The following is a 19,044-nucleotide window of genomic DNA, read 5'->3' as shown; positions in this document are numbered from 1 at the left end:
ATGACCGGTTATTCACAGCGTCCTCGCTGTTGTTGCCTACCCGACCCGAAGGACCGGTAGGACTTTTCAAAGGAACCACCAACCTGCATGAAGCAGGCCGGGGTATCAACATATCTGGCGTTGACTTTTGGCACGCTGTTGAGTTCTCAAGGAACGGACGCTTCCTTCGGTCCCGTTTCACCGGGGCCCTCCGGGCGCTTCCCTTCGTTCTTGCGTTTCCGACTCTATCAGACTCTTTCGTGTCTGATTCCCGGTCGAAGCGGGTTACTGCTTGTTTCGCTTTCCAGTTCTTCGCTTTCGCGTTTCCCTTTCCGGCGAGTCCGACTCTATCAGATCCTTTCGGGCCTGATTCCCAGTCAGCGGGAGTTGCCTTCCCGGCCCTTGGGCCGTTCCGACGCTCAAACTCTAGCGGATTCTCCCGGCGACTCATAATCGAGTCTGCGAATTGAATTCCGGCATGCCGAAATTCTCCCCGGTGGGAGGCCGTGCTGAGTTTGGTTGCCGCATTCGCGGCGGGATCGGCTGCCGCTGAACCGTATCGGCTCCGTGACAACTCGAAGAACCTTACGGATCCGAGGGAGGCGTGTCAACCCCTCCCCTGCCCCCCGCTCCTGACCTTCAGTCCAGGTCCGTGAGCCGGCCGCCGGCGTCCGGCTGTTCGTGTTCCACGCGGCGCAGGAGCCTGATCAGGATCTCGCCCAACGCCCCGCGCTCCTCGCCGGAGAGGTCCTGGAGCAGGTCCTCCTCGAAGGTGGTGGCCATGCGCATCGCCTCGAGCCATTTCGTACGGCCCTCGTCGGTCAGTTCCACGATGACGCGCACCCGGTTGTTCTCGTCCCGGTCCCTGGTGACCAGGCCTTCGCCCGCCATGCGGTCGATGCGGTGGGTCATCGCCGCTGGAGTGAGCCCCAGTCGCTTGGCGAGCTCACCCGGGCCGAGCCGGTACGGCGTGCCGGACAGGACCAGGGTCTTGAGGACCTCCCACTCGGCGTTGCTGATGCCGAGGGCGGCGACCTGTCTGCCGTAGGCGACGTTCATCCGGCGGTTCAGCCGGCCAAGTGCCGAGACGACCTGCTCGACCTGCGGGTCGAGGTCCCGGAACTCGCGCTGGTAGGCCGCGATCTGCTCGTCGAGGCTCGGCTCCTGGAGCTCGGGCTGCTCGGTGGTGTCAGACATGGCCGGAGTATCGCACGCTCTACATGGCCGTCGAAGTCCTTCAGGGTGAAGAGTTCAGCTTCTAACTTTAGTGCTAAAGTCTATGGGTCTGTGTTCTTGAATGTTCTTCACGTCTAGAGGTAGGTGAGTGTGACCAGGGAGATGGGTGCAGCGCTGCGGCGGATCCAGCTGGGGAGCGCGCTGAGCGCGTTCGGCCTCGGATTCACCGTCCCGTATCTGTACGTCTACGTGGCTCAGGTGCGGGATCTCGGTGCCGGTACGGCTGGTGTCGTACTGGCTGTCTTCGCCATGGCCGCGCTGGCGGTGCTGCCGTTCACAGGCCGGACCATCGACCGGCGCGGCCCCTTGCCCGTGCTGATCGTCGCCTCCGGAACGGCAGCGGTGGGCGCCTGTGCCCTGGGTCTGTCGGACGGCGTGACGTCCGCCGTGCTCTCCGCCGCAGTCCTGGGTGCGGGCACCGCGGTGATGCAGCCGGCCTTGGCGACCATGCTGGTCCGGTGCTCGAGCTCCGCGACCCGCACCCGCGCCTTCGCCATGCAGTTCTTCCTGCAGAACCTCGGGCTCGGCATCGGTGGCCTGGTCGGCGGCCAGCTGGTGGACGTCGAACGGCCGTCGAGCTTCACCGTGCTGTTCCTCGTCGAAGCGGCGATGTTCGTGGTCCTCGGTGTGGTCGCCGCCACGGTGCGCATGCCGCGAGCTCCCTCGCTCGCGGACACCGCGCTCGCCGACGGCACCGCACCCAAGGCAGGACTCCGGGTGCTGCTCTCCCACAGGGCCATGGTGCAGCTCTGCGTGCTGGGCTTCGTGATCTTCTTCGCCTGCTACGGCCAGTTCGAGTCCGGTCTCGCGGCGTACGGCACCGAGGCCGCCGGGATCGATCCGTCGACCCTGGGTATCGCGCTGGCGGCCAACACTGCGGTCATCGTCGCCGCGCAGTTCGTCGTGCTCCGTCTCGTCGAGCGCCGGAGCCGCAGCCGGGTCATCGCATGGGTCGGTCTGATCTGGGCCTTCGCCTGGATCGTGGCCGGGTACGCGGGTCTCGGGAACGGCAGCCAGACCATGGCGACGGCCGCGATGATCTCGACGTACGCCCTGTTCGGCCTGGGTGAGGCGATGCTGTCGCCGACGGTGGCACCGCTCGTCGCCGATCTGGCGCCGGAGGCAATGGTCGGTCAGTACAACTCGGCGTTCGCCCTGGTGAAGCAGCTGGCCCTGGCCGTCGGTCCTGCCGTGGGCGGGCCCATGGGGGCGGCGCTGCACGGGCCGTACATCGTGACCTTCGTGCTCTTCTCGCTGGGCATCACCGTGCTGGCACTCAGGCTGGGCCGTCAGCTGACCCCCGTACAGGACAGGCCTTCACTCGCGGCGGTGCCGTCCCGGGTGGTCGCCGTGTCGCTGCCGGACAGCGAGCCGGCCACCGCTCCCACCGCCGTGCGCTGAGTCCGGCGGAGGAAGGCCCCCGGGTCAGCCGGGAAGCGCGAATTCGCACCAGACGGCCTTGCCCCCGCCGGGGGTGCGTCGGCTGCCCCAGGACGAGGCGATGGTCGCGACGATGGAGATACCGCGTCCCGCCTCGTCGGCGGGGTCCGCACGCCGGCGTCGCGGCAGGTGGTCGTCCCCGTCCGTCACCTCGATGATCAGACGGCGATCGGTGCGCCGCAGACCGAGGCGCATGGGCGGGGTGCCGTGCTGGAGGGAGTTCGCCACGAGCTCGCTCGCCGCCAGCACCCCCAGGTCGCAGAGCTCCACGGGAAAGCGCCAGGACGCCAGGACCCCTGTGGCGAAGGCGCGGGCCCTGGGAGCCGCCTCGATGCCGCCCAGCAGTTCGAGCGAGGCGTTGTGGAAGAGCTCCGCGCTCGTTCCCGTGCGGGCGGGGTGCTGGACCACGAGGACCGCCACGTCGTCGTCGTGCTCCGCGGTGACACCGAGGGAACGGATCAGCCGGTCGCAGACCACCTGGGGCGATCCCTTGGCACCGGACAGGGCGCGCTCCAGGGAGGCCACGCCCTCGTCGATGTCCTCGCTGCGGCGTTCGACCAGGCCGTCCGTGTAGAGCACGGCGGTGGAGCCGGGCGGCAGGGGGATCGTCCCCGAGGTGTGGACCCAGCCGCCCGTGCCGAGCGGCGGCCCGGTCGGGTCCTCGGCGCGGTGGACCATGCCGTCCTCGTCGCACACGAGGATCGGGAGGTGCCCGGCGGACGCGTAGACGAGGTGCCCCTCGTTGGGGTCGTGGACGGCGTAGGCACAGGTGGCGATCTGGCTGGCGTCGATCTCGGCGGCGAGGACGTCGAGGAGCTGGAGCACCTCGTGCGGCGGGAGGTCGAGGCGGGCGTAGGCGCGGACGGCGGTGCGCAGCTGGCCCATGACGGCGGCGGCCCGCACGCCGCGTCCCATCACGTCGCCGATGACGAGCGCGGTCCTGCCTGCGCCCAGGGTGATGACGTCGTACCAGTCCCCGCCGACCGCCGCGTCCGTGCCGCCCGGCTGATAAGTGGCGGCGATGCGCAGGTCGTCCGGCTGTTCGAGGTCCTGCGGGAGCAGGGAACGCTGGAGGGTGACGGCCGTTTCGCGGTGACGGCGTTCGCTGGCGCGTAGCCGCTCCGCCGCCTCGGCGTGGTCGGTCACATCGGTGGCGTAGACGAGGACGCCCGTTTCACCGTCCGGGCCACCGGTGGCCACGGGGGTGCAGGTCACGGTGTACGAGCTGCCGGCCCGGACCTTGCGGGACTTGACCGTCCGAGGGGTGCCGCTGCGCAGGACCTGGTCCATGAGGGGCAGCAGGCTGAGCTCGTCGAGCTCGGGCATGGCCTCGGCCGCGGGTGCTCCGCAGGGGCGTGGGCCGAAGGCGGACGTGTAGGCGGCGTTGACATAGGTGACGCGGTGCTCGGGGCCGTGGAGCAGCGCGACGGGGGCGGGGAGCCGGCCGAGGAGCTCACGGGCCGACAGGGCGTCCAGGGAGGGCCCGGGCTCGGGTGCGGAGGGTTCCGAGGTGTCGTCCGGCGGCACGGCCACGGCCTTCGGCCGTACGGATTCGGCGCGGGCGGCGGGTACGGAACTCTGGTCGTCGCGCGCGGCGGCTCGACGCTGCGTTCCGGGAAGGCGGGCGCTCCAGCGCGTGAAGTTCACGGAATTTCTGGCCTCGTATGTCGGTCTGGTCCGCTCGGGCGAGCTGCTTCTTCTGCTGGTGCTGTGCCCGGCCCCCTGCTCATGCCGGGCAGGGGGCCGGGGCCAGGCTTCCGGGAATGCGCAGCCGGGCCTCTTCATGCTGGTGGTCGCACTGACGGTCACTGTAGGTGACTGCCCGCCGGGTAACTCTGTGCAGGTGCGAGCCCACCTATGGTCACACGCCCAGTGTGACCGACCGTACTGACAGTTGCCGTAAGGCAGTCGGTCCATCCGCTGAATCAGGGCCGTCCCCGGGGCGTCCGGCGCGCGAGGAATGCGGTCAGCCGGACGTGTCCGGAGGCCCGTCGTCCTTCGGCGGGGTGCCTCCGGGAGGTCCCGGGTGCGCGTGTCCGCGTGCGGCCAGGGCGAATTCGGCGCGGGGGTGTTCGAGAGATCCCAGGGAGACGATCTCTCGTTTGAAGAGTCCGGCCAGGGTCCACTCGGCAAGGACGCGCGCCTTCCGGTTGAACGTGGGCACGCGGCTGAGGTGATAGACGCGGTGCATCAGCCAGGCCGGATATCCCTTGAGCTTGCGCCCGTAGACGTGCGCGACACCTTTGTGCAGGCCGAGGGAGGCGACGGATCCGGCGTAGGAGTGCCGGTAGTCCTCGGCAGGCCGGCCCGCGAGCGTGGCCACGATGTTGTCCGCGAGGACCTTGGCCTGGCGGACCGCGTGCTGGGCGTTGGGTGCGGTCTCCGTGCCCGGTTCGGACGAGGTGAGATCCGGGACGGCAGCCGCGTCACCGGCTGCCCAGGCGTGCTCGGCACCGTCGACGGAGAGCGTGGCGGTGCAGCGGATCCTGCCGCGTTCCGTGAGGGGCAGGTCGGTGGCTGCGAGGATCGGCGCGGGTTTGACGCCTGCGGTCCACACCAGGGTGCGGGTCGGGAAGCGCGAGCCGTCGCTGAGCACGGCCACCCGGCCTTCGCAGGTTTCCAGACGGGTGTCGAGCCGTACGTCGATGTTGCGGCCGCGCAGCTCCCTGACGGCGTACTTGCCCATGGCCTCACCGACCTCGGGCAGGATGCGCCCGGTCGCCTCGACCAGGATCCATCTCAGGTCCGTGGGCTTGATGTTGTGGTAGTACCGCGAGGTGTACCTGGCCATGTCCTCGAGCTCCGCGAGCGCCTCCACGCCCGCGTATCCCCCGCCGACGAACACGAAGGTGAGGGCCGCGTCGCGAATGGCGGGGTCCCGGGTCGCGGAGGCGATGTCCATCTGTTCGATGACGTGGTTGCGGAGGCCGATGGCCTCCTCGACGGTCTTGAAGCCGATGCCGAAGTCGGCGAGGCCTGGGACCGGCAGGGTGCGTGACACGGATCCGGGCGCGAGGACGATCTCGTCGTACGGGATCTCGAGGGCCCCGGTGCCGTCCTCGCCGGTGGCGAGCGTCGTGACCGTCACCTTGCGCTTGGCGTGATCGACGCGCTCCGCCTCACCGATGACGATCGTGCAGTTCTTCAGGACCCGTCGCAGGGGGACGACCACATGGCGCGGTGAGATCGAACCTGCGGCGGCCTCGGGCAGGAACGGCTGGTACGTCATGTAGGGCTCGGGCGTGACCACCACGATCTCGGCCTCGCCGCTCTTCAGTCTCTGCCGCAGCTTCCGCTGGAGACGCAGCGCGGTGTACATCCCGACGTAGCCTCCGCCGACGACGAGAATGCGCACACTTGGCCGGGTGCCGGGGGCCGTCCCCCGGGAATCTGGTGCCATCACCATCCCATGACGCAACGGAGTCCGGGGTTTGTCCACAGGCCCGGCAAATTGTGTGACCGGAGCTCTTCGATCACCCAGCGGCCCGCGACGCCCTCCTGATTCCGGAGCTGTGCAGGTCAGGCGCGGCAGGACGGCGGGCCCGCGGGGGGCGAATCAGGGTCCAACCGGTCCTTGCTCCGATCGGGGGGCACTCCGTGCGGAACAACCCCCTTCTGAATTGAGTTGGGCTCAACTATGTTCGTACCCCGTCGGGGTGTCGGATTCGGACGAAGGTCCACACGCCGACTGACACGGCGGGGAAGTCTCCGGGGGGAGACGTCATAACCGGGGGAAGTTATGCACATTCAGGACTTGCACGGGCCGAGCGTTGTCACCTCTTCTGGTGAGGACCATGGGCGGCTGAGCCCCGTGGGAGCGGTCGGGACGGTCGCGGCAGCCGGAGCGACGGGCAGTGCTGCCCGCTCGGCTCCGCTCCGCGTGGACGCACAGCGCAATCTCGAACACGTCCTGCGCGCCGCGCGCGAGGTGTTCGGCGAGCTGGGGTACGGCGCGCCGATGGAGGACGTGGCGCGCCGCGCACGGGTGGGGGTCGGTACGGTCTACCGGCGTTTCCCGAGCAAGGACGTGCTGGTGCGGCGGATAGCCGAGGAGGAGACCGCGCGGCTGACCGATCAGGCGCGCTCGGCTCTCGGCCAGGAGGACGAGCCGTGGTCGGCGCTCTCCCGTTTCCTGCGGACCTCGGTGGCATCGGGCGCCGGCCGACTGCTGCCGCCACAGGTGCTGCGCGTGGGTTCGGAGCAGGACGAGCAGGCCTCGCCTGCGGCGTCCGGCGCGGCCGACGGTGAGACGCGCGTCCCGCATCAGCGGCAGGGTGTGGACCAGCCCGGTCCCGGGGCGGCGGGACAGCACCTGGCGGGCGCGGAGGGGCTGATCGACGACCCGGGGGTCGCCGAACTGCTGGAGGTCGTGGGCAGGCTGGTCGACCGGGCCCGTGAGTCGGGAGAGCTCCGGGGCGACGTGACGGTGGCCGATGTGCTGCTCGTCATCGCCACGGCGGCGCCGGCTCTGCCGGATCCCGCACACCAGGCCGCCGCTTCGGCCCGGCTGCTGGACATCCTGCTGGAAGGGCTCCGCTCCCGTCCTGCGTAGGTGCTGCGGCGCCTGCGCGTCGGCGAGGACAGCCGGACCACTCGTTTCCTGAGCACCGGGGCGCGGGCACAGCAGTCCGACCGGGCGACGACGCAGCTCGCGCCCCGCGGGAACCGCGTAGGCGGCCGGCGGGAGGGACGGGCACGGCTCGCACCGACCGGACCTCCGCCCGGCCATCCGGACATCCGGGCTGCCCGCTGACACAGGAGCGGGCCCGTCTTCCCTCGGAGGCCGACAGGCCCTTCGCCCGGGGGCGGGCCCGTCATGCCCGGGGGCTGCGGCTGATCTCCCTCCGGGGCCGCACCTGACTTGTCCCGTGGGGGGCCAGGTCTGTCCTCCCTCCGGGGGCCACGCCTGACTTACTCCGGACGGCGGGCAAGGCCCTGACCTCCCCTGCGCGCCGCGCCTCACTTGCTCCCGAGGAGGGCGGGCCCGTCCTGCCCGGGGGCCAGGGCCGATCTCCCTGGGCCAGGGCTGATCTCCTTACGGGTGCCACGCCTGACTCGCCCTCTGGGGGACGAGTCCGTCTTCTCCCAGGGCGCCGCGCCTGCCTCACCTCTGTGAGCGATCCGCGCACGATGGCCGCCAGCGGCCGGAGGATGCTGCTCCTGCCCCGTCAGGGCGATGGCACGCCCCTCTTGTACGGGAAGACACCCCGGACGAGTGGTTGCTTCTGCTCAGGGTTCGTCGCGGCGGGGCTCTGTGGCACTCTTGCCCCGTATTCGGGTCCGAGGGTGCATACGGGGGCTTCCGCGATGAGCGGTGACGCGCAGCAGGAAGAGCCGGCCGACGGTACCGCCGCCGCGGACAAGGGCGGTACGGGCACGGAGGCCGCTGCCGACGGCCCGTCAGCGGCTCGTGTGCCGAGCCCGGCCGGCAGGCTGTCCCAGCCGGACCGTTCCGGGGCCGGACAGCCGAGCGGCTCGGCCGACGGCGGTCCGGGGCACTCGCAGCCGGACGGTCTCGCCGAGGGCGGCACCGTCCTGCCCGGTCCGTGGCCGCCTGCGCCCGCCGCTGACGGGGTGCGGCCTGAGCCCACGGAGAACGACGTCGCGTACGCGGTCCCGTTGCAGCGTGAGGGGCGCGCGGGGTCCGCCGATCTCGGCCCCTCCGACGCACAGTTGATCCAGGGCATGCGCGCGGGCGACGACCAGGCTTACGAGGAGCTGTTCCGGCGTCACTCGGGGGCGGTGCGCCGCTATGCCCGTACCTGCTGCCGGGACGCGCACACCGCCGACGACCTGACCGCCGAGGTGTTCGCCCGGACGCTGCAGGCGGTGCGTGGAGGGAAGGGACCGGAGGAAGCCGTCCGGGCCTACCTCATGACAGCCGTACGGCATGTCGCCGCCGCGTGGACGAGGAGCGCGAAACGGGAGCATCTGGTCGACGACTTCGCGGTGTTCGCCGCGCAGGCCACTCGCTCCGCCGAACTGTCGGAGGCCGACACCCTCGATCTCGGCGCCGATGTGCTGGCCATGCACGAGGCGGACCGGTCGATGGCCATGCAGGCGTTCCGCAGCCTGCCGGAGCGCTGGCAGGCCGTGTTGTGGCACACCACCGTCGAGGAGGAGTCACCGAGCGAGGTCGCCCCGCTCTTCGGTCTCACCGCCAATGCCACGGCGGTCCTGGCCGTCCGGGCCCGGGAAGGGCTCAAGCAGGCCTACCTCCAGGCCCATGTCAGCCAGTCCCTGACGTCCGGCGGCGACTGCGCGCAGTACGCCGACCGGCTCGGTGCCCACGCCCGGGGCGGCCTGCGGACCCGGGCCGAACGCGGACTGCGCAGGCATCTGGACGAGTGCGCCAAGTGCCGGATCGCCGCCGGTGAGCTGGACCGTGTGAACGCCGGCATTCCGGCCCTGCTCCCGGTCGCCGTCATCGGCTGGTTCGCCGCGGGTTACTCCGTCAAGGCGGCAGGCATCGTGGCCGGTGGCGCGGCGGGGGCCGCCGGAGCCGGAGCTGCTGCGGCGGCAACGGGAAGCGTGTCCTCCGGGGGAGGCACCGCAGGCGGAGCCGCCGCGTCGGAAGGACTCGGTGCCCCGCTGAAGGCGGGGATCGCCGCGGCGGTGGCCGTGGCCGCCGCGGCAGGTCTCGTGTGGGCCCTGGTCGGTGACGACCGGCCGGCGCCGGAGGAGAAGCCGGTGGCGAAGCCTCCGGCCGCAGCGCCCGCCACCCCTGCCCCCGCACCCACGCCGCCCGAACCGGCGCCGAGCGCGCAGCCTCCGGCCCCGCCCGTCCCACCCGCGCCCGAGGCACCGCCCGCCCCCGAGCCGACACCGACGCCGAGTCCCACGCCGACACCTACGCCACCGGCTCCGGAGCCCACCCCCGAGCCCACCCCGCCGAAGCCCACGCCAGCACCCGCCCCGAAGGAGCCGGCACCCCCCGCGCCGGAGGTCTACCAGGTGAACGAGCTCGCGTACTCCTTCGCCGGTGATCAAAGCGGTCCCGAGATCCTCCTCGGCCGGAGCAGCGGTGTGTTCTGGCAGCGCCACGGGCTGTCGATCGCCTCCACGACGTACGCCCACGGTGTGACCGCGCCCTCCCGCTCGTCGGTCGCCGTCCAGCTCAACCGGACGTGCACCCGATACGACGCGATGGCCGGGGTCGACGACCTGACCATGGGACTCGGCGCCGTGCGTTTCTCCGTGTACGGCGATGACGGGGCGCGGCTGTGGCAGTCACCCGTGGTGCGGGGCGGCGAGCCCGCCGTACCCGTGAGCGTCGGCATCGAGGGCCGGCGGACGCTCCGGCTCGTCGTGGAACCGTCGGGTCCGCTCGGAGGGGTCGCGCTCGCCGACTGGGCGGAATCGCGTATCAGCTGCCGCTGAGCTCCTCGGTGGTCCCGGATCCCTGCGGCGTCAGCCGCCGCCGAGGCCTCGCGACTACGGCCGGTCGCACATCAGCCGTCCCGGCCTCCTGGGCGGTCCCGGCCAGGAGGCCGAGGACCTCATCCGGTGTCAGGCCGCGCCCCGGGGCGCTCGCCTCCTCGTACCGACCAGGATCCAGTACCTCGCGCAGCCGCTCCACCGCCACGGCGCCTGACGGAGGGCCCGCGCCCGCTGACGGGTCATCCCGCGCCCGCTGGTGCGGCGAGCCCTGCACCCGGACACGTCGGAGCCCCCGGCCCCGGACATGTTCGACCCCCGGCCCCGGGGATCGGGCCGCTACGCCTGCAAGGTCCGGCGGGCCGGGACGACGCCCCCTGCGACCGCCCGTTGCCGTGGGGCCGCCGTGCCGGTCCAGCAGGTACCCCGGCGGGTGACCAGGCGCCGGAGCCAGAGTTCCGTGGAGGCCAGCTCGGCGAGCCCGTCCAGGGGAAGGGGCTCGCCCTCGGAGGCCGCGCGAAGCGCCTTGCGCACGACGCGCGCCTCGACGAGGCCCGCGTCGGCGAGCAGCGGGGCGTCGAAGAGGGCGATCAGTTCCGGAAGGGCGGTACGCAGCCCGACGCGTCCGGCCGCGGTCGAGGTGGCCTGCGACGGGGCGCCCCAGCCAGGCGGCAGGTCGTGGATTCCGGCCCCCGCGAGGACCCGGCGCAGGATCGCGGCCCGGGCACCCGGCTGCACCCGCAGAGATTCCGGGAGGGCACGGGCGGCCCGTACGACCTGGTTGTCGAGGTAGGGGGCGTGCAGCCGCTGGCTGCGGACCTCCGCGGCCTGTTCCAGGATCCGCTGGTCGGCCGCGTGCCGGGCCAGCACCGCCCGGGCCCTGGCCTCCCCCGGGCGCTGGACCGACGCGGGACGGATCGCCGCCTCCTGGAGGCGAACCGATACTTCCGCGAGTGCCTCCCCGGTGAGCCAGCGGGCCGCCGGACCGGGCCGGGACCAGGCGAGGGAGGCGAGGGAGGCGTCGGCCGGGGTGTCGAGGTCGGGGGCGTCGCGATTCGCCTCGGGCAGCAGGGACGCCGCCGTCTCGAGCCCGGTGCGATACGACGTACGGGCCAGTCGGCGGGCGGCCCGGTAGACGGCGAGGGGGACGAACAGGGAGTGCGTGGAGGGCCCTTCGGCCCTGGCGAGCGCGGCGACGGGCCGCAGGATGTGACGTCTGCGCCGGTCCATGAGGAGGTCGGCCAGCCGTGCGGGGTGCGCGTCCAGGACCTGGCGGGCGCCGTGACCGACGAAGTGGTCGGCGCTGCCTGCGGTCAGCCGTCGCCGGTGGCGTTCGGCGACGACGAGGGAGGGGGCGGGCTCGTCGGTGAGCGGGCCGGTCTCCAGCGACGCGTAGGGCAGGGCCTCCTCGCCCGCCGCGACGACCACATGGTGCAGGCGCGGGTTGGCGGCGATGACCCGGGCGCGCTCCATCTCGTCCTCGTGGCCCTGTGCGGACAGGTCGTTGAAGGTGACGGCGAGGAGCCTCTCGCCCGCCCCCGTGCCATGGCCCAGCACGGTGCCCGGCAGCCCGGGCAGTCCGGCGGCCAGCAGGGCGAGGGTGGCGGAGGCGCTGCCGCCGGAGAGGTCAGCACCGATACCGGGGACCGGCGCCCCCCGGGCCGCACGGCGTTCGGCGGGTCCCATGCCGGGGACGGGCCCCGGATCGGGCGGCAGGGTCTCCGGGGCGTGGCGTGGTGCCGTGAGCCGTGCGCGCACGGCTTCGACAAGCGCGTCCCGCACGCCTTCGACCGCGCTCACCGGGTCGGTCTGGGCGGCCGCCACGGCCAGTGAGGCGACCGCCTCGTACCCGGTGATCTCGCGCGAGCCCTCCCGGAGGATCAGCGCGTGCCCGGGCGGGATCCGCTTCACCCCCGCGTACGGTGTGCCGTCGCCCAGCGCCTCCGGGGTCTCGGGGCACGCGAGCAGCGCGGCGAGGTGGCCGATGTCCAACTGCGCCTCGATGAGGTCGGCGAGCGGGAGGGCGGCGGTGGCGTACGCGGTGCCGTTGGCCCAGGGGGTGTGGAAGACGGGGCGGGCTCCGGCGAGGTCCCCGGCGACGGTGATGCGGCGGCCGATCTGCACGACGGCCGTGTAACTGCCGGACCACGCGGTGAGGTGGCGCAGCGCACCGCCACGGGCCGACAGCAGCCCGACGCGGAGCTGTTCGTCGGTGGCCCCGCAGCAGCCGAGGACCGCGAGCCGGGTGGTGGGCGCTCCCTCGGGGGTCGCGACCGTGATGATGCGGATCTCGTCAGGGCGCCAGTCACCCACGGCCCAGAGCGGATCCGGGTCACCCCACAGGAGCTGTGAGCCCACCGGGTGGACGGTGCGCCCCTCCCCGTGGTGGCCGACCGCGCCCACGGTGCCGAAGCTCGCGGCGATACTGCTCCACCCCACCAACCAACGCATCGCCGCCTCCACAGGCTGTGGACGAACCGGCGTACCAGGACACGGGAACGCCGTTGCGGGACATGCTGCCACGACAACGGCGCCCTGGAGGGGGTACGGGCGGCGCACACCGGATACGCATGCGCCCCTGGCAAAGGCCTGGCCACCGCGCCGCGGACTCCCCGGCAACGGAATTGGACCTTCAGGGAGTTGCGGCTGCGGGCCCCGGGTACGGCCCCCGCCTCGGCCGGGCAGCGGAACAGGCGCAATCCGGCCATAGTCGGGCGGCTTCACAACGCCCTGCCCGACCGGCACTATTCGGCCATTCTCCGATCGCGACCGACCCGCGCGTTTCGCCTCCGGCCACACACCGGGGAGACCGGCGCGCGGCCCTCCCGGGGCCACGGGGCAGCTCCCCCGAAGGCCCGCGGCGGCACACCGGACGCCCCCGCCCGAGTGCGCTGACGTGCGGCCCGGCGCATCCCCCCGGTGCGCCGGCCCGCACGTCGGCCTCACAGCACCCCGCCCGTACGGCGCACAGTCCGGGAGGTGTTCGTCACCTCCCGGACCGGTTCGCCGCCCGCGGGGATTGGGGCGGCGTCTCCCCCAGCCCGCCGAGTCCAGTTCGGCGGGCCGACCCACGCAGGACCCATCGAAGCGCTTGCACACAGGCCGGGCCAGAGCGCACGGCCGGGCGCACGGCCACACATCAGGAGCACGACGCCGGCACTCCGCACCGCACGGACAACAATCCCGCCATACGGAGGTCTGCCCCTTAACGGTGGGGATGCGGCGAACTACGCTGGGTTTACCGATGTTCTCGGCAGGGCGGCATATTCCACGGGGCCTGGCCAAATGCGTGTGCGGCCGGAGTGCCCGGGACCGTACCTGGGGAGAACACGGTACGAATGCCGCGCGCCCGACGGTGACGCGGCGGCCGTCTGTGTGTCGAGGGGTGGCTCATGTCCAGGGAGCAACGCGGGCCGAACGAGAAGCTCGGCACGGTTCTCGCCCTCGCGGGAATCAGCAACGCCGGTCTCGCCCGGCGGGTCAACGACCTCGGAGCGCAGCGCGGTCTGACACTTCGCTACGACAAGACCTCGGTGGCCCGGTGGGTCGCCAAGGGCATGGTGCCGCAGGGTGCGGCACCCCATCTCATCGCGGCGGCGATAGGGGCCAAACTCGGCCGTCCCGTCCCGCTGCACGAGATCGGGCTGGCCGACGCCGATCCGGCACCCGAGGTCGGCCTGGCCTTCCCGCGCGACGTGGGCGAGGCCGTGCGGTCGGCGACGGATCTGTACCGGCTGGACCTCGCGGGCCGCAGGGGCGGCGGTGGGATCTGGCAGTCACTGGCGGGTTCCTTCGCGGTGAGCGCCTATGCGACCCCCGCGTCGCGGTGGCTCATAACCCCCGCCGATCCCTCGGTCGCAAGGGACCCGGCCGCCGCCCAGGCCGCGATCCTCGGCCCTGAGGGCGCGCCGGGGGCGCAGGGCGGCGTGCCCGTCCAGCCGGGCCCGGACACCGCGGGCGGTGTCGACGGCCCGCTGCTGCGCGTCGGCCACAGCGACGTGTCGAAGCTGCGCGAGGCCGCCCAGGACGCGCGCCGGTGGGACTCCAAGTACGGCGGCGGCGACTGGCGTTCCTCCATGGTCCCGGAGTGCTTACGGGTCGACGCCGCGCCGCTCCTGCTGGGTTCGTACAGCGACGAGGTGGGCCGGGCGCTCTTCGGTGCCTCCGCCGAGCTGACCAGGCTCGCGGGCTGGATGGCCTTCGACACCGGCCAGCAGGAAGCGGCCCAGCGCTACTACATCCAGGCACTGCGCCTGGCCCGCGCCGCCGCCGACGTACCGTTGGGCGGATACGTCCTGGCGTCGATGTCCCTGCAGGCGACCTACAGGGGCTTCGCCGACGAGGGCGTGGACCTCGCGCAAGCGGCGGTCGAGCGCAACCGTGGTCTCGCCACCGCACGGACCATGAGCTTCTTCCGGCTCGTGGAGGCGCGCGCCCACGCGAAGGCCGGCGACGCACCGGCCGCCGGGGCCGCGCTCCGGGCGGCCGAGGGCTGGCTGGAGCGCTCCCGGGCCGGCGACTCCGACCCGGCGTGGCTCGGGTTCTACTCGTACGACAGATTCGCCGCCGACGCCGCCGAGTGCTACCGCGACCTCAAGGCGCCCCGGCAGGTGCGGCGCTTCACCGAGCAGGCCCTGTCGAAACCCACCGACGAGTTCGTCCGCTCCCACGGGCTGCGGCTGGTCGTGTCCGCGGTCGCCGAGCTGGAGTCGGGCAACCTCGACGCGGCCTGCGCGGCGGGGACGCGCGCCGTGGAGGTGGCGGGGCGCATCTCCTCGGCACGCACCACCGAGTACGTACGCGACCTGCTGCACCGCCTGGAACCGTACGGCGACGAGCCCCGCGTGGCAGAACTACGGGAACGAGCCCGTCCGCTTCTCGTCACCCAAGTTTAGGGGTTGCGGTACGCCCCGGTTTCGCCCGATCCGGGAGAGGAACGGCCCGCCACGCACACACCGTCCCTGGTTTGAGCCCGTTGTCAGTGGGTCAGTGCACTATCGGGGTGGGAGGTGGCGTGATGATGACGCACGCGGCGTACGACTGCGATGTGCTGGTGATCGGTGGCGGAATCGTCGGTCTGTCGACCGCGTACGCGATCACGCGCACCGCACCGGGCACCCGGGTCACGGTGCTGGAGAAGGAGTGGGGCCCTGCCCGGCATCAGACCGGGCGCAACAGCGGCGTGATCCACAGCGGCATCTACTACCCGCCGGGCTCGCTCAAGGCGCGCTACGCGGTGCGGGGCGCCTCGGAGCTGGTGGACTTCTGCGCGGAGCACGGGATCGCCCACGCGGTGACGGGCAAGCTGATCGTCGCGACCGGGAGCGGCGAGCTGCCCAGGCTGCACGCCCTGGTGCAGCGCGGCCGGGCGCACGGCCTGCCGGTCCGCGAGCTCGGCCCCGCCCAGATCGCGGAGTACGAACCACGGGTGCGCGGCCTGGCGGCGATCCGGGTCGGGACGACGGGGGTGTGCGACTTCGCCGCGGTGGCCGTGCGGTTCGCCGCCGAGGTGAGCGCCTCGGGCGGGCAGATCCGTTACGGCGCGGAGGTCGTTGCCGTCGACCGGCGCCCGTGGGGTGTCGCGGTGCGCACGTCCGACGGCCAGGTGGTCAGGGCCCGTGTGCTGGTCAACTGCGCGGGGCTGCACAGCGACCGGGTGGCGATGCTCGCGGGCGACGACCCGGGGGCACGCATCGTGCCGTTCCGCGGGGAGTACTTCGAGCTGGCCAGGCCGGAGCTGGTGCGGGGGCTCGTCTATCCGGTGCCGGACCCGGCCTTCCCCTTCCTGGGGGTACATCTGACCCGGGGTGTCGACGGCACGGTCCACGTCGGTCCGAACGCGGTGCCGGCACTGGCCCGCGAGGGGTACGGCCCGGCGGTCGTCCACCCGCGCGAGCTGGCCGGCACGCTCGCCTGGCCCGGCACCTGGAAGATCGCCCGGCGCCACTGGCGGTACGGGGCGGGCGAGGTGCACCGGTCCCTGTCGAAGAGCGCCTTCACCCGGGCCGTCCAGCGGCTCCTGCCGGAGGTGACGGAGGCCGATCTCAGGCCCTCCCCTGCGGGGGTCAGGGCCCAGGCCGTCCTTCGGGACGGCACTCTGGTCGACGACTTCCTGATCAGGGACGCCCCGCACACCGTGCACGTGCTGAACGCCCCCTCTCCCGCGGCCACCGCGTCCCTGCCCATCGGGAGGGAGGTGGCGCGACGGGCCCTGCTGCAGGCTCGCGCGACGGGGTGGACGCCTCCCGCCGTAGAATCGGGTCATTGTGTCTGAGCCTGTGAACCCCACCCCAGAGACGCCCGGCCCCGCCCCGGAGCCCGTGCCCACGAGCACCCCGGAGCCCGCTCACCCCAGCGTCCCGGAACCCGTGCACGCGAGCCCCACGGAGCCCGGGCCCACGGCCGCTCCCGAGCCGGCCGAGGAATCGGAGGCGGCCGGGGAATCGGAGGCGGAGAGGGACGCGGCAGCGCGGCGCGCCGCCTCCTTCGAGCGTCAGCGCCGGCTGCGCCAGGAGCCCCGCTTCCCCGGCGGCCCGGCCGCCGACCCGGCGGGCTCGCACCACGAGCGCAGGATCCGCAGCTTCCAGCCCCGCCGCAGCCGGGTGACCGCCGGCCAGGAGGACGCCCTCCAGCGACTGTGGCCCAAGTGGGGCCTGGACATCGACGGCCTCAGCGTCCTCGATCTCCCGGCACTGTTCGACGGCCTCCCGGTGGTCCTGGAGATCGGCTTCGGCATGGGCGAGGCGACGGCACAGATGGCGGCCGACGACCCGGGCACCGGAATCCTGGCCGTCGATGTGCACACCCCCGGCCAGGGCAATCTGCTGGGCCTCGCGGACCGGGCGGGAGCCTCCAACGTCCGTGTCGCCAACGGTGACGCGATCATCCTGCTCCGCGAGATGCTGGAGCCGGACGCCCTGGACGGGCTCCGGGTGTACTTCCCCGACCCGTGGCCCAAGAAGCGGCACCACAAGCGCAGGCTGATCCAGGCGGAGTTCCTCGATCTGGTGGCACAGCGGCTGAAGCCCGGTGCGGTCGTCCACTGCGCGACGGACTGGGAGCCGTACGCCGAGCAGATGCTGGAAGTCCTGACGGCACACCCCCTGTTCGAGAACACCCAGGCGGATGGCGGCTACGCGCCCCGGCCCGCTTTCCGCCCTCTGACCCGCTTCGAGGGCCAGGGCCTGGACAAGGGCCACACCGTGCACGACGTGCTTTTCACCCGTCGCTGATCAGCCACCGCCCGGCTCCCCGTCCACCGCGGCATGGCCAGGTGTCAGTCGCCCTCGTTAGGGTCGTCGGATGTCCGAGGGGTCCGTGGAGCACCAGCAGCCGGCCGTCCCGGTTCTCGAGGAGCAGCAGCTCGACGAGTTCCTGGGCGCCGTCCCGGAGCGAGGCCAGTGGCGTTACCGGCCCCGTCGCGTCGGCATGGTCTGGCGCAGCAAGGCGTTCCGCGCCGGTGCGCTGATCACGGTGCTCGCGCTCTGCGGTCTGGTGATCCTGGCTCTGGTCCGTCAGCAGACGGGAACCGAGGGCTTCCTGGTGGGGCTGGGGCTGGCCGTGCTGCCGGTGCCCCTTCTGATGGCGGCGTTCCGCTGGCTCGACCGGGTGGAGCCCGGCCCGTGGCGCAATCTGCTGTTCGCCTTCTCCTGGGGTGCGTGCGCCGCCGCGCTCGTGGCGATCATCGCCAACACCTTCGCGACCCGGTGGATAGCGACGGCCACCGCGGATCCGGCGAGCGCCGACACCCTCGGGGCCACGGTCGTCGCCCCCGTCGTCGAGGAGATCGCGAAGGCCGTCGCGGTCCTGCTGATCTTCCTCTTCCGCCGACGGCAGTTCGGCGGGATCGTCGACGGCATCGTGGTCGCCGGTTTCACCGCGACCGGCTTCGCCTTCACCGAGAACATCCTCTACCTCGGCAACGCCTTCGGCGAGGACCAGGAGCTCGGGACCACGGGATTCGCCTCGGTGACGGCGGGGACCTTCTTCGTGCGCGTGGTGATGTCGCCGTTCGCGCACCCCTTGTTCACGGTGCTCTCCGGCATCGGCTTCGGCATCGCGGCGCTCGGCGGCGCGCGCCACCGGGTGCGCCGGATCGTGCTGCCACTGCTCGGGCTCGTCCTCGCCATGGGCATGCACGCCCTGTGGAACGGCTCGTCGGCCTTCGGACCGTACGGCTTCTACCTGGTGTACGGCGCCTTCATGGTGCCGTCCTTCGGCCTGGTGACCTGGCTGGCGATCTGGTCGCGCCAGAGGGAGCTGCGCACGCTCTCCACCGAGCTGCCGGTCTACGCGGCGGCCGGCTGGCTCGCCCCCGCCGAGCCGCTCGCGCTGGCCTCGATGCGGGCGCGGGGGATGGCCCGCGACATGGCCAAACACTGGAACAGCCACCCGGACCGCGCCCGCGGCAGGGCGGCGGCCCGCGCCGTGGCGGAGTACGAGTCGTTCGCGACCTCTCTGGCCATGCTGCGGCGGAGAGCCCGGCACGACGGAGCGGGCCCCGACTTCGCCCTCCGCGAGCAGGAGTTGCTGCACCATCTCTGGCACCGCCGGGACATCGCGGGCCCCGCCCTGACGTACGCCGCCCACGCGACGGGCCGGCTCCGCGCACACCGGCCGCCCGGGCCGCCCCCGTTCCCCCGTCAGTTCCCCCCCGGGGGCCCGCCTCCGCAGCAGCTCCCGGCACCGCACCGGCACTACGGGGGTTACAACCCGTACATGGAGGACGGCGGGCGCCGCACCCCGCCCGTCTAGGGAGCCCAGCCCTCGAATCGCGCGGGTGGGCCCGCGGCCTGAACGGCCGGCCACCGCTCGGTCAGATGAAAGGCCCGCCCGGCTCCCGCTCGGTCACACGGAGGCCGCGGTCAGCTCCACCCGCTGCTCCTCGGTCGCCCGGACGCCGCGGTCAGCTGCTCCTCGGTCAGCCGGACGCCGCGGTCAGCTCCGCCAGCTGCGCCCCGGTCAGCCGGACGCCGCGGTCAGCTCCGCCAGCGGCGCCCCGGTCAGCCGGAC

Annotated in this window: 11 protein-coding genes; 7 read left to right on the top strand and 4 right to left on the bottom strand. The window is 72.6% G+C overall.

All coding sequences use genetic code 11. From position 1 onward, the window contains the following. Positions 1–618: 618 nt before the first annotated feature. Positions 619–1,176 (bottom strand): MarR family winged helix-turn-helix transcriptional regulator, encoded by a 558-nt coding sequence (locus HED23_RS01240; RefSeq protein WP_203181603.1) that lies wholly within the window; start codon positions 1,174–1,176, stop codon positions 619–621. A gap of 141 nt (positions 1,177–1,317) precedes the next feature. On the opposite strand from HED23_RS01240, the gene HED23_RS01235 reads away from it, so the two are divergent. Beyond that, complete coding sequence (locus HED23_RS01235; RefSeq protein WP_203187305.1) at positions 1,318–2,616, top strand: MFS transporter; 1,299 nt, start codon at positions 1,318–1,320, stop codon at positions 2,614–2,616. A gap of 24 nt (positions 2,617–2,640) precedes the next feature. On the opposite strand, the gene HED23_RS01230 is transcribed toward HED23_RS01235, so the two are convergent. Beyond that, positions 2,641–4,302: an ATP-binding SpoIIE family protein phosphatase gene (locus HED23_RS01230; RefSeq protein ID WP_203181602.1), complete on the bottom strand. Its 1,662-nt coding sequence runs from the start codon at positions 4,300–4,302 to the stop codon at positions 2,641–2,643. Between the two features lie 319 nt (positions 4,303–4,621). Further along, positions 4,622–6,055 carry an NAD(P)/FAD-dependent oxidoreductase gene (locus tag HED23_RS01225; RefSeq protein WP_203181601.1) on the bottom strand — a complete coding sequence of 478 codons (1,434 nt, stop codon included), beginning with the start codon at positions 6,053–6,055 and terminating at the stop codon, positions 4,622–4,624. Positions 6,056–6,394: 339 nt separating this feature from the next. Here HED23_RS01225 and HED23_RS01220 point away from each other — a divergent pair, with 339 nt between their 5' ends. Together HED23_RS01220 and HED23_RS01215 are read left to right on the top strand one after the other, a co-directional pair. Continuing rightward, the gene (locus HED23_RS01220) at positions 6,395–7,207 is read left to right on the top strand and encodes a TetR/AcrR family transcriptional regulator (protein ID WP_203181600.1); all 813 of its coding nucleotides are present in this window, start codon (positions 6,395–6,397) and stop codon (positions 7,205–7,207) included. Positions 7,208–7,962: 755 nt separating this feature from the next. Further along, a complete protein-coding gene (locus HED23_RS01215) occupies positions 7,963–10,035 on the top strand; it encodes a sigma-70 family RNA polymerase sigma factor (protein ID WP_203181599.1) in 2,073 nt (690 codons plus the stop codon). Positions 10,036–10,371: 336 nt separating this feature from the next. Here HED23_RS01215 and HED23_RS01210 read toward each other — a convergent pair whose 3' ends face one another. Continuing rightward, positions 10,372–12,483 carry an asparagine synthase-related protein gene (locus tag HED23_RS01210; protein ID WP_203181598.1) on the bottom strand — a complete coding sequence of 704 codons (2,112 nt, stop codon included), beginning with the start codon at positions 12,481–12,483 and terminating at the stop codon, positions 10,372–10,374. 941 nt (positions 12,484–13,424) lie between these two features. Here HED23_RS01210 and HED23_RS01205 point away from each other — a divergent pair. The 4 genes from HED23_RS01205 to HED23_RS01190 all read left to right on the top strand — a co-directional run bounded on the left by HED23_RS01205 (position 13,425) and on the right by HED23_RS01190 (position 18,786). Next, positions 13,425–14,927 carry a sporulation protein gene (locus HED23_RS01205; protein WP_203181597.1) on the top strand — a complete coding sequence of 501 codons (1,503 nt, stop codon included), beginning with the start codon at positions 13,425–13,427 and terminating at the stop codon, positions 14,925–14,927. Positions 14,928–15,049: 122 nt separating this feature from the next. Beyond that, entirely contained in the window at positions 15,050–16,306 is a 1,257-nt protein-coding gene (gene lhgO, locus HED23_RS01200) for an L-2-hydroxyglutarate oxidase (RefSeq protein ID WP_203181596.1), read from the top strand. Then, the gene (trmB, locus tag HED23_RS01195; protein WP_203181595.1) at positions 16,299–17,264 is read left to right on the top strand and encodes a tRNA (guanosine(46)-N7)-methyltransferase TrmB; all 966 of its coding nucleotides are present in this window, start codon (positions 16,299–16,301) and stop codon (positions 17,262–17,264) included. Before lhgO ends, trmB begins: the two co-directional genes overlap by 8 nt. 70 nt (positions 17,265–17,334) lie before the next feature. Continuing rightward, positions 17,335–18,786, top strand: coding sequence for a PrsW family intramembrane metalloprotease (locus HED23_RS01190; protein ID WP_203181594.1), 1,452 nt, complete (start codon positions 17,335–17,337; stop codon positions 18,784–18,786). Positions 18,787–19,044 lie beyond the last annotated feature (258 nt).

It is taken from the genome of Streptomyces pratensis (assembly GCF_016804005.1).
In the GTDB taxonomy this organism is placed as follows: Bacteria; Actinomycetota; Actinomycetes; order Streptomycetales; family Streptomycetaceae; genus Streptomyces; species Streptomyces pratensis_A.
The sequence above is the reverse complement of the archived record's forward strand: the minus strand, read 5'-3'. Positions and strand labels throughout refer to the sequence as shown.